A 15,801-nucleotide genomic window follows, 5' to 3' on the forward strand; every position below is an offset into this window, starting at 1 on the left:
GCCGCGCCCCGGGCCCCTCCCGGCGCACGGTCCTGGCGGGGCTGGCCGCAGGAGTCGCCGTGAGCGCACTGGCCGCCTCGCGCACCCCGACCGCCCCGTCCGACGTGCGGGCCGTGAACCTCGGCCTCGAGAGCGTGCTGGTCGAGGCCGACGCGAGGGCGGAGGACATCCCCCGGCAACCTGTGCCCCTCCCCGGACCGGGCACGACAGAATGGCGCGAACTCTCCACTTCATTCCCACGTGCCGCAGCGGAGCGGCGAGGAGGCAGAACACATGGCGAACCGACGCATCGGACTGATCGGCGCGGGGGACGTCTCCGTGGTGCACATCGAGGCGATCCACGACATCGAGGGCCTGGAGCTGGTGGGCATCGCCGACAACGATCCGGCGGTGCTCGCCCGTGCGACCGAGGCGACCGGGGTGCCCGGCTTCGCCTCCGCGCAGGAGCTGATCGGCGGCGTCCACCCCGACTCCGTGCACGTGACCACTCCGCACCACGAGCACATCGATCCCTCCCTCACCGCGCTCGCCGCGGGCGTGCACGTGCTGCAGGAGAAGCCGCTCGCGCACACCCTGGAGGAGGGACAGCGCCTTGTCGACGCGCTGGCCGCCGCGGGCCCGGACGCTCCGAAGGTGGGCATCTGCTTCCAGAACCGCTACAACCTCGCCTCCCAGCACCTGCGCCGCATGCTCGACTCGGGCGAGCTCGGCGCCGTCAACGGTGCGTGGGCGTCGGTGGTGTGGGCGCGCAGCGCCGACTACTACCGGGCCAAGCCCTGGCGCGGCACCTGGGACGGCTCCGGCGGCGGCCTGCTGATCAACCAGGCGATCCACACCCTCGACCTCGTGCAGTGGCTGATGGGCGGTGTGGAGACGATCGACGGGCACGTCGCGACCCGGAAGTTCGCCGACGTCATCGAGGTCGAGGACACCGCCGAGCTGCTCCTCACCCACCCCGGCGGCGCCACCACCTCGTTCTACGCGACCCTCACCGCACCCCAGGACCGCCCTGTCGAGATCGAGCTGGACTGCGCGAACGCGTACGTCTCCCTGCGCGGAGGCACCGAGGGCGGGCTCACGATCCGCTGGAAGGACGGGCGCGTGGACGTCCTCGGCGAGCGCTCGCTGACCTCGGGCGGCCGCTCCTACTGGGGCGTCTCCCACGAGCTGCTCATCCGCGACTTCTACGAGACCCTCGAGGCACCGGAGCCGTTCTGGATCGGACCCGGCGAGTCGATGGAGTCGCTGCGGATCCTCAAGGAAGCCTACCGCCTCTCGGGCGTCGGCCCCGCCGCCTGACACACGCCGCCTGACGAGCCGAACCCTCGCGAGCCGGGCCCGCCTGGGCCCACCCGCGCCCGCCCCGTCCGCTCAGGCGGGGCGGGAGGCGGCGTCGGCCGTCTGCTCATCGCCGGCCTCGGCGAGCAGGCGGATCAGCTCGAACCCGGACCTCACCCGGGCCTTGCGGTACACGTTGGTCAGCCGCAGCTCGACCGTGCGCACCGAGAGGTACAGCTCCCGGGCGATGGCGCGATTCGTGCAGCCCTGGGCGACCAGGTGCACCACGTCCCGCTCGGCGGAGGTGAACAGCTCCTCGACACGGCGGGCGCCCTCCGGTCCGGCGGCCCGCTGTCGCACCAGGTCCAGGTTCGCGCCGCGCTCAAGCACCGCGAGCACGTCCTCCGCCCGGCGCTCAAGCCCGGCGCGGGACCGCACGGCGGGCCGCGGGACCCGGCCCGCACGGCTGCGGAGGCGGCTGCGCGACCGCCGCCCCCGGGATGCCGACCTGTGGGCCTCACGGACGCCACTGCGCAGGTCAGCACCCTGTCCTAGAGTCGGGTCCATGCCCCGCATCGCCATCGTGATCACCGGTTCCGAGGACTTCCCCCACGCCCACACCACCCTGGACTCCGGCCCGCTCGTCTCGGCCCTGCGCGCCCGCGGCGCCGAGGCCGACGCCGTCGTCTGGCACGACGCCGGGGTGGACTGGTCCGCCTACGACGTGGCCGTGCTGCGCAGCCCCTGGGACTACCTCGAGCGGGGCGAGGAGTGGGAGGCGTGGCTGGACCGTGCGAGCGCCGTGACCACGGTGCTGAACGACCCGGCGCTCGTGCGCTGGAACATGGACAAGCGCTACCTCGACCAGCTCGAGCAGGCCGGGATCCCGGGCGTCCCCACCCGCTGGCTCGAGGACGAGGCCTCGCTGCGCGCGGCGCTCGCGGAGGCGGCGGACGGGGCGGGCGCGGCCGACGGGGGCGCCGCCGAGCCGCACGTCGTCCTCAAGCCCGCCGTGAGCGCGGGCGCGAAGCACACGGGCCTGTTCTCCCCCGCCGACCCCGCCGCCGCCGAGCTCGGCCGGCAGATCCTCGCCGAGGGCGGCGTGGTGATGCTGCAGCCCGAGGTGGCGGAGCTGTCCGAGGGACGGGAGAAGGCGCTGTACGTGGTGGACGGGCACTTCACCCACTCGATCTCCAAGGGCGCCCTGCTCGCCCGCGGCGGCGGTCTGCGCGGCGGCACCTACCAGGAGTCCCCGCAGGTCATGCAGACGTCGGCCGAGGAGCGGGCCTTCGCCGAGCGGGTCCTCACCGCCGTCGCCGAGGTGACCGGACAGGACATGCCGCTGTACGCCCGGATCGACACCGTGGACACCGCGGCGCACGGCCTGGTGCTGCTGGAGGCGGAGCTGTTCGAGCCCCTGTTCAACCTGCACGTCGTGTCCGAGGCGGCCGAGCCCTTCGCCGACGCGATCCTGCGGCGGGTGTGAGGCGGGGAGGCACCCGCGAGACGTCGACCCCGCTTCTCTGACTTTGGAGGGGCCTCAGATCCTGAGGTGCCTCGCCGGGAGGTTCTCAGCCCCGGCGTCAGCGGATCGGCCACCCCAGGCGGTCCCTCACACGAACGGCCAGGGTGAGGACATCGGCCTGCTCGAGCGTGCGGGAGAAGCTCGGGCCGGCCGGGAACGCGTCGGCCGCCCTGGCGAACAGCACGATGATCGGGTCGCCGAGGACAGTGGACGGAGCGAGCAGCCCGTCGATCTGCTCCCCGAGCTGTTCATGGATGGCCTGGGCCCAGGCGCGGCAGGTGCCCCTCGGAGCCTGCGCCAACGAGGCCGACGCACCGTTCTGGACGGCCCAGTCGCCGCTTCCGCTGCCCCCGGTGAGATCCAGCAGCGCCAGCTCGCGGCTCGGCACCCATCCTGACAGCGCCAGGTCGCTCGTGAGCGTGATCGCCCGGTCGTCCTGGAACACCTCGGCGAAGCAGGTCGTCGGGGCCGGCGCGGTGTACGAGACGCCGACCGACGAGCGCTCGGCGAGCGGGCCGGGCTGCGGGTCCCACCTGCTCCGCCGCAAGGGGCCGTGCCATCGCAGTTCGTCCCACGCCATCCTGTAGGGCCCGACGACAGCATGGATTCGCCACAGCGGACCGGAGTATCCGGGGACGCACTCCTCCGGCAGCGTCAGTTCGCTCCTGGGACTCCGTGGATTCTTCGGATGCGCACGGCTCACAGCCGGTCCCGCTCGTCGACCAGGCTCACCACGGCATCCACGGCGCCTCCGCGCAGGAGCCATCGGACCGGCGACAGGCCCTCCAGCTCCTCCGCGGGGCTCATCATGAAGCGCTGGATCGAGAGGGGGTGGGTGTATCGGGGGAAGGCGGGGATGATCTCGCGCAGGCCGGGCATCACCCGGCCGTCGTCGAACTGCCAGGCGGGGAAGCGGGCGGACCGCCCGGCACTCGTGGGCAGGGCGAACAGGTCCCCCGCCGCCTTCGACCGGCGGATGCTCGCGTCCTTCCGCCCGAGCAGTGCTGCGACCTCGGCCGTGGTGAGCGACGAGGCCCAGGCCTCCTGCTCGGCCCGTGCGCGGTCCAGGGCGGCGACGTCGGCGGAGCGGGCGCGACCCTCCGGGGTCAGGTCGTCCTCGACGAGGTCCGTGGAGGCAAGGAGGAATTCGCGCTCCCCCGCGCTCAGCGCCTCGGCGGTGGTCTCGCTGGCCTCGTGGAGGATCTCGAGCAGGACGTCGACGCTCAGCGGATTGCCACGCCTCTCCAGCGCGTCCTCCAGCCGGGCCGAGTACTCGTGCGTCGCACTGCTCATGGACACCATGTTACGCCGTGGCTCTGCGTAACAACAGAGTCGGCAGGCGTTCCCGCGGGAACGCCTCCACTGCCCCCTGCCGCGGCTCCGCCTGCCGCTACTCCACCGCCGCCTCGAAGGTCTCTGGATCGATCGGCCGCGTGCTGCGGGGCAGCGTCGCGACGACGAGCCGGTAGGAGTCGGTGACGAGGTCCCGGAGCAGTGCGGCGCCCACGTCGGGGCCGGCGACCACGGTGATCCAGTGGCGCTTGTTCATGTGATAGCCGGGACTGATCCCGTCCACGTTCTCGCGCAGCATCTCGGCGTCGCGCGGATCGGCCTTCAGCACCACCATCGGCTCACCGTGCAGCTCCCCGGCCAGCAGGAACATCTTCCCCAGCACCTTGACCACCTCGGCGCCCGGGCCGAAGGGCTGCTCGAGCACGGCGGCAGGCAGCTCGAGCGCACGGTCGAGAGCGATCTCGTGCAGGGTGCTCGCGGTGAGCGAGGGGAGTTCGGGTACACCGGGCTCGACCATGGCTGCGATCCTGCCGTGCGCCCCCGTCGGCCGCCAGTCCCACATGCCCCGGAAACGTTCCCGCGGGAACGTGCGCCACCCAGCGGCACGAGTTGCGGCGACGTCGGCGTCAGAGCGGCGAGGCATTCCCTCTCTCCGTAGCAGCCAGCAGACTGATCCTCTCGAGCACCCAGCAGGAGGGACATGCGCCATGGAACCGACGGTCGATGCCGCGCTGCTCGGCGAAGAACTGCCTCGGATCCTTACGGACGTGCAGGCGGGGAGGAGCTGGACGGTCAGCGAGGAGGGCGAGGCATTCGCCCGCATCGTCCCCCACCACGGTCATCGCTGGGTCGCCATCGAAGAGGTCGCCGCCCTGCTCGCCGAGCTCGGTGCGAATCCGGAGTGGGAGCAGGAACTCCGCGCGGAGTGACCCTGCTCCGTCGGACGACGCCCCGTCGTCCGACGCGACCTACGCCCGCACCCCCAGCCACCCGACGCGCAGCAGGTACCGCAGCACGTTCATCGCGGTGCGCTGCATCTCGCCGAGCGTGATGCCGCCGTCCTTCCCGTAGGAGTCCATGATCGCGTCCTCGCGGGTGGTGCCGAAGTGGACCTCGGAGCCGCGCATGAGCACGTCGACCTGGGCGCGGACGCGGTAGGCGCTGTCGCGCCGGGCCGGGAAGTGCGGATCCTCCGCCATGCGCATCCACCAGTCGGTCACGACGTTGCCGTGGGAACGCCGGCTAACCTGACTCAGCCCACCGTCAGGACGGATCGGGAAGAAGGCCTTGGGACCCCAGCCGGACGACTCGACCCGGGGCCTTTCGTCTGCCGGCGCCGAGAGAGTCCTCGGCGCACCCCTCACCCCCAGTCCGCAGTGCGCTCCTTCAGCACCCGGTACGCCTCCAGCACCTCGGGCGTCGGGTCCGCGCCGACCACGCGCGAGCCGCTGATGCCCCAGGTCGGGGGCTCGCCCTCCCCCGAGAGGGCCCAGGCGGCCTGACGGGCGGCGCCGAGGGCGACGTACTCCCCGTCGGGAGCGATCGTGACCTCGCGGCCGATGACCGCGGGCGCGAGCTCCTGGACCGCGCGGCTGCGCGCGCCGCCGCCGATGAGGGTGATGCGCTGCGCGGCGGTGCCGGTGCGCTCCTCGAGCGCGGCGATCCCATCGGCGAGCGAGCAGAGCAGCGCCTCGACGTGGGCGCGAGCGATGTCCTCCCGGGTGGTGGAGGTGCTCATGCCGGTCAGGGTCGCGCGGGCGGTCGGGCGGTTCGGGGTGCGCTCCCCGTCGAAGTAGGGCAGCAGGGTCACGCCGTGCGCGCCGGGGACGGAGGCGAGGGCGAGGCGGGAGAGCTCCTCGTGGTCCACGCCCAGCAGCGCCCGGCCGGTCTCGAGGATGCGGGAGGCGTTGATGGTGGTGGTCATGGGCAGGAAGCGCCCGGTCGCGTCGGCGAAGCCGGTGACCGTGCCGGAGGCGTCGCCGGGGCGGGTGTCGGAGACCATGGCGCACACGCCGGAGGTGCCGATCGAGACGGACACGTCCCCCGGGCCGAGGGAGAGGCCGAGCGCGGCGCCCATGTTGTCGCCGGTGCCGGCGGCGATCGCGGCGCCGCCGCCGTTCCCGGTGGTCGCGGCGGCGTACCCCATGACCTCCTGGGGGGCCGACGGGAGGCGCGGCAGGTCGAGGCCGCGGCCGAGGGCGAGCTCGACGAGCTCCGGCTTCCACGCCTCCTCGCGGGTGGAGTAGTAGCCGGTGCCGGAGGCGTCGCCGCGGTCGGTGAACGCCTCGGTCCCGTCGGCCGCGAGGTGGAGGGAGACGTAGTCGTGCGGGAGCATCACCTGCGCGGCGCGCTGCGCGTTCTCCGGCTCGTGGTCACGCACCCAGCGCAGTTTGGAGGCTGTGAAGGAGGCGACCATGAGGCTGCCGATCTCCTCGATGCTCGCCTCCGCCCCGCCCATCTCCTCGATGAGCGCGGCGGCCTCCCCCGCCGAGCGGGTGTCGTTCCACAACAGCGCGTCGCGCACCACCTCGCCGCGACCGTCCAGCAGCACCATGCCGTGCTGCTGTCCGCCGACGGCGACGGCGTCGGCCCGCGCGAGCAGGGGCCCGGCGGCCTCGTCGACCGCTGCGAGCCAGGCGCGGGGGTCGACCTCGGTGCCGTCGGGGTGGGTGGCGCGGCGCTGGTCGACGACCTCACCGGTCCCCGCGTCCACGAGCAGCGCCTTGGTGGACTGGGTGGAGGAGTCGATGCCGAGGACGTAGGTGCTCATCAGCGAGCTTTTCCGAGGTGCGGGATGGTGCGGGGCGGACGGAGACGGACGGCGGCGGACGGGCTGTGCGCGCTCACGGTCGATGCCGTCGCCGGGATCGACCGTGAGCGCGCACGAGTCTGCCGCAAGGGCGTGGCGTCAGGCGCGGAACCCGAGCAGGTGCTGCATGGCCAGCTGCTGCAGGCGCACGAAGCCGTAGTTGCGCTCCCCCGCCTTGTCGGCGTCGAAGTCCTCGAAGGCGGAGCGGTCCGCGAGCAGGTCATCGACGGTCTCGCCCTCGGCGAGGGTGGGCTCGGCGAGGTCCGGGACGCCGGAGTACGCGAGCGCCTCCTGCACCTCGGAGTCGGCGCGGAACGCGATCGCGCGCTCTTTGAGCATCAGGTACATCTCCATGTTGGCCGCGGCCGCGTCGTACTGGCCCTGCTCGTGCTCGGTGCGGGAGGGCTTGAAGTCGAAGTGGCGGGCGCCCTCGTAGGCGCCGGGCTTGGACGGGAAGCCGTTCTCGAGCAGGTCGACGGTGAAGAACGCGCTGATCAGGTCGCCGTGGCCGAACACGAGGTCCTGGTCGTACATCGGGCCGTGCTGGCCGTTGAGGTCGATGTGGAAGAGCTTGTCCGCCCACAGCGCCTGGGCGAGACCGTGGGTGTAGTTCAGGGTCGCCATCTGCTCGTGGCCGGTCTCGGGGTTGATGCCGACGATGTCGCCGTGCTCGAGCTTCTCGATGAAGGCGAGGGCGTGGCCGACGGTGGGCAGGAAGATGTTGCCGCGGGGCTCGTTGGGCTTGGGCTCCAGGCCGATGCGCAGGTCGTAGCCCTTGTCCTTGATGTAGGCGGCGACGGTGTCGATGCCCTCGGCGTAGCGCTGGTGTGCGGCCAGGAGGTCCTTGGCGCTGTCGTACTCGGCGCCCTCGCGGCCGCCCCACATCACGAAGGTGGTCGCGCCGAGCTCGGCGGCGAGGTCGACGTTGGCGAGGACCTTGCGCAGGCCGTAGCGGCGCACGGAGCGGTCGTTGGAGGTGAGGGCACCGTCCTTGAAGACGGGGTGGGCGAAGGTGTCGGTCGTGATCATCTCGATCACGAGGCCGGTCTCCTCGGTGACGGACTTCAGCTCGGTGAGGATCGTCTCGCGCTCGGCGGGGGTCGCGTCGAAGGGGACCACGTCGTTGTCGTGGAAGGTGAAGCCCCACGCGCCCAGCTCGGCGAGGCGGCGGATATGGGCACTGAGCTGCAACGGCGGGCGGGTCGCGAGGCCGAACTGGTCGCGCGCCTCCCAGCCGGTGGTCCACAGACCGAAGGAGAACTTGTCGTCACGGGTGGGGGTGGGTGCGGTCATCAGGAGCGCTCCTTCTGGATCTGCGTCATTGCGGGAACTGCGTCGTGGCGGGAACTGCGTCGTGGCGGGAACTGCGTCGTTGCGGGAACTGCGTCGTGGCGGGAACAGCGTCGTGCCGGATACCGCCTGACGGGTTAGTAAGTCACTATAACTAACGATCGTGTGCCACGCTGTACCCACTCGGTGCCACCCACCCGGCACCACCCACTCGGCACCACCCACCCCGCCGCGATCCGTCGGCCCCTGCGGAAGGAGCCCGCGTGCAGTCCACGCACCTGCGCGAGCACAACCTCTCCGCGCTGCTCGGTGCCCTGGTCGCCGCCGACTCCCCCGTCTCCCGCGCGACCCTCGCAACGGCGACGGGCCTGACCAAGCCCACGGTCTCCAAGCTCGTCGAGGAGCTGATCGGCGCGGGCCTGATCACCGAGGGTGCGCCCGTGCCCGTCGGCGCCGGCAGGCCGATGGTGCCCCTCTCCCCCGCCCGCCGCACGCTGCTCGCGATCGGTCTGGAGATCGCGGCCGACCACGTCGCCTGCCTCGGGATCGACCTCTCCGGCGAGGTCGTCGCGCATCGTCTCGAGTACCTGAGGGTCACCGCCTCGTCGGCCGACGAGGCCCTGCGGGCCTGCGCGCGCGTGGTCGGGCAGGTGCGGGCCGACGCCGGCGACCTGCCGGTGGTCGGCGCGGTCGTCGCCGTGCCGGGCCGGATCGCGCCCGACGACGGCCGGGTCCTCTCGGCCCCGAACCTCGACTGGACCGAGGTGCCGCTGGTGGGGCGGCTGCTGGAGCGGCCCGAGCTCGCGGACCTCACCGTCCGCGCCCAGAACGACAATCGCCTCTCGGTGCTCACCGAGATCGACCGTCGGCCCGGGGATTCGTTCCTCTATCTGCGAGGCTCCACCGGCGTGGGCGGTGCGATCGTGCTGGACGGGGAGCTGATGGACGGCCGGAACGGCTGGGCCGGGGAGCTCGGGCACACGGTCGTGGAGCCCGGCGGGGCGCTGTGCCGCTGCGGGCGGCGCGGCTGCCTGGAGGCCTACGTCTCCTACCACTCCCTGCGTGAGCGGGCCGGGCTGGGCGACGAGGTGCGGATCGAGGACCTGGTCGACGCCCTCGCCGGCAGCGGCGACCGCGCCGCGGTGATCGGACTGATCGGGCGCTCCCTCGGCCTCGCGCTCGCCAACGCTCTGAACATCCTCGACCTCGACACCGTGGTCCTGTCCGGCTACCTCGCCCCCATCGCCGCGGAGCTCGACCCGTTCATCCGTGGCACCGTGGAGGCGCACGCCCTCGCGGTCGAGGCCGGACCGGTGCGGATCGAGCGCAGCGACGACCAGACCGATCCTGCCCTGCACGGCGCCGCTCGCGCCGCCCTCCAGCCGGTCCTCACCGCCCCCGGCGAGTGGATCGCCCGCACTCGGTGACCGCCCGCCCCTCTCTCATCTGCATCGTCATCCATCGCAGCCATCCACCGCACCATCGCAAGGAGATCACCGATGAGCACGACCGCCGCCCCGTCGGCCGACGCCCCCACCACCCCCACCCTGAACGTCGCCATCATCGGCTACGGCTTCATGGGCGCCATCCACGCCCAGGCCTGGCGCACCGCGCCGCGCTTCTTCGACCTGCCGGTCACCCCCGTGCTGCACACCCTCGTCGGCCGCTCCGAGGGGCCGCTCGCCGAGGCCGCGACGAAGTACGGCATCTCGAACGCCACCACCCGCTGGCAGGACGTGATCGAGGATCCCGAGATCCACGTGATCGACATCTGCACCCCGGGCGACACCCACGCCGAGATCGCGCTGGCCGCGCTCGCGGCGGGCAAGCACGTGCTGTGCGAGAAGCCGCTGGCGAACTCGGTCGAGGAGTCCGAGGAGATGGCCCGCGCGGCGGAAGAGGCCGCAGCGCGCGGGGTCCGCTCGATCTGCGGCTACTCCTACCGCCGCACCCCCGCCCTCGCCTATGCCCGCCAGCTGGTCCAGGAGGGCTTCGTCGGCGAGATCCGTCAGATCCGCGCGGACTACCTGCAGGACTGGCTCTCCGACGCGAACACTCCCATGGCCTGGCGGCTGGACAAGTCCAAGGCCGGCTCCGGGGCGCTCGGCGACATCGGCGCCCACGTCATCGACCTGACCCAGTGGATCTCTGGCCTGGAGATCGAGTCGGTCTCCGGCACGCTCGCCACCGTCATCCCCACCCGCCCCCTCACCGGCTCCGCGCAGAACCTGGGAGGGAAGGGCTCGGCCGACGGCGAGCACGGCACGGTCACCGTCGACGACGTGGCCCTGTTCTCCGCCCGCTTCACCGGCGGCGTGCTCGGCGCCTTCGAGGCGACCCGCATGGCCCAGGGCCGCAAGAACGCGATCCGGGTCGAGATCAACGGCGAGAAGGGCTCGATCGCCTTCGACTTCGAGCGCATGAACGAGCTGGAGATCTACGACGCCACCGCCCCAGCGGGCCGCCAGGGCTTCACCCGCGTGCTCGCCACCGAGCCCGAGCACCCCTACGCCGCGCACTGGTGGCCCACCGGCCACGGCCTCGGCTACGAGCACACCTTCACCCACGAGGTCGCCGACCTCGTGCGCGCGATCGGCGAGGGCACCGACCCCTCCCCCTCGTTCGCCGAGGCCCTCCAGGTGCAGCGGATTCTCGCCGCCGTCGAGGCGAGCGACGCCGACGAGTCCCGCTGGACCCCCGTCGGCCCCCACACCACCCCCGCGACGGAGACCCAACGATGACCACCCCCCGCACCGCCCTCGTCGTCCGGGGCGGCTGGGACGGGCACCAGCCCGTCGAGGCGACGAACCTGTTCATCCCGTTCCTCGAGGAGAACGGCTTCTCGGTGCGCATCGAGGAGTCCCCCGCGATCTACGCCGACGCCGAGTACATGGCCACGGTGGACCTGATCGTCCAGTGCACCACCATGGCCACGATCGAGCGGCCCGAGTTCGAGGGGCTGCGCGGCGCGATCGAGGCGGGCACCGGCATGGCCGGCTGGCACGGCGGCATCGCCGACTCCTACCGCCACGAATCCGACTACCTCACCCTCATCGGCGGGCAGTTCGGCTGCCATCCGGGCAAGCACCCGGACGAGAGAAAGGGCGAGCAGGCCGACAACTACGTCCCCTACACGGTCAACATGCTCCCGGTCGCGGCGAACCACCCCATCACCGCCGGGATCCAGGACTACGACCTGGTCACCGAGCAGTACTGGGTCCTCGCCGACGACTACTGCGATGTGCTCGCGACCACCACCCAGAAGGTCCGCGAGTGGGACCCGTGGCACCGCGAGATCACCTCCCCCGCCATCTGGACGAGGCAGTGGGGCGAGGGCCGGATCTTCGTCTCCACCCCCGGTCACCGGGTCGAGGTGCTCGAGGACCCGAACGTCCGCACCGTCATCGAGCGGGGCATGCTGTGGGCCGCGCGCGGCTCCGACCAGCCCTACGGCGACCACGCCGGCACCACCCCTCGCAAGGCCGCCGCGGAGGTGACCCGATGAAGGTGGGCATGATCGGCTGCGGGGTCATCGCTCGCCAGTACCTCGAGACCTTCGACCGCCTCGCGGACGCGCAGCTGGTCGCGGTCGCGGACCTCGACCGTTCCCGCGCCGAAGCGGCGGCCGAGGGGCGGGAGGGCGTCCGGGTCCTCACCGTCGACGAGCTGCTGGCCGATGCCGAGGTGGACACGGTCCTGAACCTGACGATCCCCGCCGCGCATGCGGACGTGGACCTGCGCGCGATCGCGGCGGGCAAGAACGTGTACTCGGAGAAGCCGTTCGCGGTGACCCCCGAGGAGGGTGCGCGGGTGCTCGCCGCGGCGGAGGAGGCCGGGGTGCTGGTCGGCTCCGCGCCGGACACGGTGCTCGGCACCGGCACCCAGACCGCCCGGGCCGTGATCGACGACGGCGTGATCGGCACGCCGATCGCGGCGATGGCCACGATGGTCACGCCGGGTCACGAGCGCTGGCATCCGCAGCCGGATTTCTACTACGTACCCGGCGGCGGTCCGCTGCTGGACATGGGCCCGTACTACATCCACGCCCTGGTCACGCTGCTGGGTCCGGTGGAGGCGGTGGTCGGTGCCGCGAGCCGTCTGCGCTCGGAGCGGACGATCGGCTCGGGCCCGCGCGAGGGCGAGACGATCCCGGTCACGACCGACACCCATGTCACCGGCGTGCTCGTGCACGAGAGCGGGGTGCTGTCCACGCTCGTGATGAGCTTCGACGCGGTCGCGACCAGCGCCCATCCGCTCGAGATCCACGGCACCGCGGGCACCCTCGCCGTCCCGGACCCCAACCGGTTCGACGGCGACGTCCAGCTGCACCGCCTGGGCGGCGACGGCTGGGAGACCCTGCCGGTCACCGGCGGCTACGCCGAGGCCAGGCGCGGCATCGGGCTGCAGGACATGGCGGTGCGCGGGGCGGATCTGCGGGCGAGCGGCGCGCTCGGCCAGCACGTCCTGGAGGTCATGAACGGTGTGCTCGAGGCCGCGGCCTCGGGCGCGCGGGTCGAGATCACGAGCACCGTGGAGCGCCCGGCGGCGGTGCCGGGCGCCGGGGCCTGACGGGAGATCAGAGGTTCCAGATCACCGGGACCAGCACGATCTTCACGACGATCGAGAAGGCGAAGAGGGTCGCGTAGGCGGTCTCGATGCGCTCGTCGCCGACCTTGGAGTTCGCGGCGTCCAGCACTGCGGGCTGGCCGAGGAAGCCGGCGACCGCGCCGGCCGAGCGCGGGGCGGAGAGGTCGAGGATCCAGCGCGCCGCGATCAGCAGCACCGCGCAGCTGAGCCCCGCGACGACGACCGCGAGAAGCGCGGCCCGCCAGGCCGTCGGGGAGGACAGCACGGTCGCGACCTCGGGCCCGGCGGTGAGGCCGAGTGCGGCGAGGAAGAGCAGCAGGCCGAGCTGGCGCACGGTCGCGTTCGCGCCGCCCGGCAGGGACCACACGATCGGGCCGGTGCGGCGCAGCGCCCCGAGCGCCATGCCGACGATGAGGGGGCCGGCGGCGGGGCCGAGGGCGAAGCTGCCGCCGCCCGGCATGGGCACGCTGACCAGGCCGACGGCGACGCCGAGCACGAGTCCGAGGCCCACGGAGAGGGCGTCGAGCTCGCTGGCCTTGCGGTCGGAGTCCCCGAGGTAGGCGTGGACGTCCTCGAGCTTCCGGCGGTCCACGACCACGGCGATCCGATCCCCGGGCTCCAGGACGAGGTCGTCGCGGGCGAGCAGCTCGAGGTCGCCGCGCCGCACGCGGGTGACCACGGCGCCGAAGCGGACGGGCAGGCTCAGCTCGGCGATGGAGCGGGAGGCGAGGTCGGGGTTGGAGACGGTCAGGCGCGTGAACTCGACGAGGGAGCGGTCGTGGGCGATGTGCCGGTCGGAGATCTCGCCGAGCTCGGCGATGACCTCGTCGACCGCCTCCGGCATGCCGACGGCGACCACCTCGTCCCCGGCCAGCAGGTCCTCGCCGGGGACGATGACGCGCACCTTCCCGTCGCGGCGCAGGTAGGAGAAGCGCACGCGCTGCTCGTGCCACTGGGGCACATCGCGCAGGTTCACGGCATGGTCTACCCGCACGGTCGCCGAGCGCAGGCTCTTCCCGGCGAGCGCAGGGGTGTCCTTCCGGCCCGGCCAGGCGCGGGTGACGACGGTGGAGACGAGCACGATCCCGACGATCACGCCGATCGGGTAGCCGAAGGCGTAGCCGACCGACGGGCCGGCCGTCCCGGTCAAGCGCGAGGCGGCGTCCAGCGCCGGGGCGGCGGTGAGCGCGCCGGTGAACAGACCCAGGGTCAGGTCCTGCTGGAGGCCGAGGACGTGGCCGAGCACGATCGTGGCGATCGCGGCGAGGACGGTGCTGCCGGTCGCGGCGGCCAGCAGCGGCAGCTGCCTGTTCAGGGTGGTGAAGAAGGCGGCACCCGCGGAGATGCCGACGGTGTAGACGAACAGCGCCAGGCCCAGCGACTGCACGATCTGCATCCCGTCGCCGAGCTGCGGGGCGATCGCCGAGAGGGCCAGGCCCGTGAACAGGGCGCCGGCGGCGCCGAAGCGGACGCGGCCGAAGGGGATCGCGCCGAGCACGGCGCCGGTCGCGACGACCAGGAACAGCGTGAGCAGGGGGCTGCTCGCGAGGACCACGATCACGCTGCTCCTTCCCGTGCCCGCGAGGGGCCGACGGGGGTGGGCGCGCTGGTCGCGGGCACCTCGATGTGGCGTTCGGGTCCAGGGTAGGCCCGACGGGGCGGCGACGTGGGGCCGGGTTGTCCGAGGTCACGCCGACGGGACGGTAGGTGCGGCCGACGGCGGGTGGTGCGGGGCGCCCGTTCGGACCTGGCAACCTCCGGCACCCCTCCCCGTCGGCCGTCGTGATGCACGACACTGGCAGGGACTGCGTCCGGGCGCCCGCCCGCACACTCGACCGAAAGGACTGTCGATGGCCGTCTCCGAAGGAGCCAACTACGCCCCCGCCGCGATGCCGAAGACGGTGGTGGACCCGGGCGAGTTCGTGTTCGCCGCGATGCACCTGGACCACGGCCACATCGGAGGCATGACCCAAGGTCTGCTGGGCGCCGGCGCGACGCTGAAGTGGGTGTACGACCCGCAGCCGGAGCGCATCGCCGCGTTCAAGGAGCGGTTCCCCGAGGTGCAGGTCGCCTCGAGCGAGGAGGAGGTCCTCGCCGATCCCGAGGTGCACCTGGTCGCCGCCGCCGCAGTCCCGTCCGAGCGCGCACCGCTGGGCATCCGGGTGATGGAGGCCGGCAAGGACTACTTCACCGACAAGACGCCGCTGATCACGCTCGAGCAGCTCGCCGAGGCGAAGGCCGCCGTGGAGCGCACCGGCCGGAAGTACATGGTCTATTACTCCGAGCGGATCCACGTCGAGGCCGCCATGCTCGCCACCCAGCTCATCGAGCAGGGCGCGATCGGCAAGGTCATCCAGGTCCAGGGCCAGGGCCCGCACCGCATGGGCGATCCGTCCACCCGCCCCGACTGGTTCTTCGAGCGCGCCCGCTACGGCGGCATCCTCACCGACATCGGCTCCCACAACTTCGAGCAGATGCTCACCTTCACCGGCTCGGAAGACGCCGAGATCCTCTCCTCGGCGATCGGCAACTTCGGCAACCCCGAGCACCCGGAGCTCGACGACTTCGGCGACGCGCACGTCGCGCTGTCCTCCGGCGCTACCGGCTACGTACGCGTGGACTGGTTCACCCCCTCGGGCCTGCGCACCTGGGGCGACGGCCGCTTCTTCGCGATCGGCACCGAGGGCTACATCGAGCTGCGCAAGTACCTCGACGTCACCACCGACAACGGCCCCGACCAGGTCATCCTCGTGGACGGCACGGGCGAGCACCGCCTCGAGGCCCACGGCAAGGTCGGCTACCCGTTCTTCGGCGAGCTGGTCCTGGATGTCCTGAACCGCACCGAGAACGCCATGACCCAGGCCCACGCCTTCAAGGCCGTGGAGCTCGCGCTGACAGCGCAGAAGCAGGCGCGGGAGCTGACCGGCCGGCAGGGCTGAGCCGGGTCAACCTGAGCAGGACCGGATCGAGGGGTCCGACGGGCGTGGTGCCCGTCGGGCCCCTCGTGTGTGCGGGGGGC

Annotated in this window: 16 protein-coding genes; 8 read left to right on the top strand and 8 right to left on the bottom strand. The window is 72.4% G+C overall.

Going from position 1 to position 15,801, the window contains the following annotated elements; all coding sequences use genetic code 11:
- Positions 1-273: 273 nt before the first annotated feature.
- Entirely contained in the window at positions 274-1,299 is a 1,026-nt protein-coding gene (locus HNR70_RS13370) for a Gfo/Idh/MocA family protein (protein WP_184326091.1), read from the top strand.
- 72 nt (positions 1,300-1,371) lie between these two features.
- Here the strand turns inward: HNR70_RS13370 and HNR70_RS16405 are convergent, their stop codons facing one another.
- Positions 1,372-1,677, bottom strand: coding sequence for a response regulator transcription factor (locus tag HNR70_RS16405; RefSeq protein WP_184326092.1), 306 nt, complete (start codon positions 1,675-1,677; stop codon positions 1,372-1,374).
- A 166-nt stretch (positions 1,678-1,843) separates the two neighbouring features.
- Between HNR70_RS16405 and HNR70_RS13380 the strand changes: the two genes are divergently transcribed.
- Entirely contained in the window at positions 1,844-2,764 is a 921-nt protein-coding gene (locus HNR70_RS13380; protein WP_184326093.1) for an ATP-grasp domain-containing protein, read from the top strand.
- A 97-nt stretch (positions 2,765-2,861) separates the two neighbouring features.
- Here the strand turns inward: HNR70_RS13380 and HNR70_RS13385 are convergent, their stop codons facing one another.
- From HNR70_RS13385 to HNR70_RS13395, 3 genes are all read right to left on the bottom strand, one after another.
- Complete coding sequence (locus HNR70_RS13385) at positions 2,862-3,569, bottom strand: RES family NAD+ phosphorylase (RefSeq protein WP_281383220.1); 708 nt, start codon at positions 3,567-3,569, stop codon at positions 2,862-2,864.
- Positions 3,503-4,096: a hypothetical protein gene (locus HNR70_RS13390; protein WP_184326095.1), complete on the bottom strand. Its 594-nt coding sequence runs from the start codon at positions 4,094-4,096 to the stop codon at positions 3,503-3,505. Before HNR70_RS13390 ends, HNR70_RS13385 begins: the two co-directional genes overlap by 67 nt.
- 97 nt (positions 4,097-4,193) lie before the next feature.
- Positions 4,194-4,613, bottom strand: coding sequence for an MmcQ/YjbR family DNA-binding protein (locus tag HNR70_RS13395; RefSeq protein ID WP_184326096.1), 420 nt, complete (start codon positions 4,611-4,613; stop codon positions 4,194-4,196).
- A gap of 190 nt (positions 4,614-4,803) precedes the next feature.
- On the opposite strand from HNR70_RS13395, the gene HNR70_RS13400 reads away from it, so the two are divergent.
- Entirely contained in the window at positions 4,804-5,025 is a 222-nt protein-coding gene (locus tag HNR70_RS13400; RefSeq protein WP_184326097.1) for a hypothetical protein, read from the top strand.
- A gap of 39 nt (positions 5,026-5,064) precedes the next feature.
- On the opposite strand, the gene HNR70_RS13405 is transcribed toward HNR70_RS13400, so the two are convergent.
- From HNR70_RS13405 to xylA, 3 genes are all read right to left on the bottom strand, one after another.
- Complete coding sequence (locus HNR70_RS13405; RefSeq protein ID WP_184326098.1) at positions 5,065-5,316, bottom strand: hypothetical protein; 252 nt, start codon at positions 5,314-5,316, stop codon at positions 5,065-5,067.
- Positions 5,317-5,456: 140 nt separating this feature from the next.
- Positions 5,457-6,866: a xylulokinase gene (gene xylB / locus HNR70_RS13410; protein WP_184326099.1), complete on the bottom strand. Its 1,410-nt coding sequence runs from the start codon at positions 6,864-6,866 to the stop codon at positions 5,457-5,459.
- 138 nt (positions 6,867-7,004) lie between these two features.
- Entirely contained in the window at positions 7,005-8,198 is a 1,194-nt protein-coding gene (xylA, locus tag HNR70_RS13415; protein ID WP_184326100.1) for a xylose isomerase, read from the bottom strand.
- A 260-nt stretch (positions 8,199-8,458) separates the two neighbouring features.
- Here xylA and HNR70_RS13420 point away from each other — a divergent pair, with 260 nt between their 5' ends.
- The 4 genes from HNR70_RS13420 (at position 8,459) to HNR70_RS13435 (ending at position 12,764) form a co-directional block, all read left to right on the top strand.
- On the top strand, positions 8,459-9,622 hold the full coding sequence (locus HNR70_RS13420; RefSeq protein WP_184326101.1) for an ROK family transcriptional regulator: 1,164 nt from the start codon (positions 8,459-8,461) through the stop codon (positions 9,620-9,622).
- A 72-nt stretch (positions 9,623-9,694) separates the two neighbouring features.
- The gene (locus tag HNR70_RS13425; protein ID WP_184326102.1) at positions 9,695-10,936 is read left to right on the top strand and encodes a Gfo/Idh/MocA family protein; all 1,242 of its coding nucleotides are present in this window, start codon (positions 9,695-9,697) and stop codon (positions 10,934-10,936) included.
- Entirely contained in the window at positions 10,933-11,700 is a 768-nt protein-coding gene (locus tag HNR70_RS13430; protein WP_184326103.1) for a ThuA domain-containing protein, read from the top strand. Before HNR70_RS13425 ends, HNR70_RS13430 begins: the two co-directional genes overlap by 4 nt.
- Positions 11,697-12,764 (top strand): Gfo/Idh/MocA family protein, encoded by a 1,068-nt coding sequence (locus HNR70_RS13435; RefSeq protein ID WP_184326104.1) that lies wholly within the window; start codon positions 11,697-11,699, stop codon positions 12,762-12,764. The genes HNR70_RS13430 and HNR70_RS13435 overlap by 4 nt, the downstream gene beginning before the upstream one ends.
- 7 nt (positions 12,765-12,771) lie before the next feature.
- On the opposite strand, the gene HNR70_RS13440 is transcribed toward HNR70_RS13435, so the two are convergent.
- The gene (locus HNR70_RS13440; protein ID WP_184326105.1) at positions 12,772-14,343 is read right to left on the bottom strand and encodes an aspartate:alanine exchanger family transporter; all 1,572 of its coding nucleotides are present in this window, start codon (positions 14,341-14,343) and stop codon (positions 12,772-12,774) included.
- A gap of 289 nt (positions 14,344-14,632) precedes the next feature.
- Between HNR70_RS13440 and HNR70_RS13445 the strand changes: the two genes are divergently transcribed.
- Positions 14,633-15,721: a Gfo/Idh/MocA family protein gene (locus HNR70_RS13445; RefSeq protein WP_184326106.1), complete on the top strand. Its 1,089-nt coding sequence runs from the start codon at positions 14,633-14,635 to the stop codon at positions 15,719-15,721.
- The last annotated feature ends 80 nt before the right edge of the window (positions 15,722-15,801 follow it).

The sequence above is a fragment of the Brachybacterium aquaticum genome, from assembly GCF_014204755.1.
Taxonomy (GTDB): Bacteria; Actinomycetota; Actinomycetes; order Actinomycetales; family Dermabacteraceae; genus Brachybacterium; species Brachybacterium aquaticum.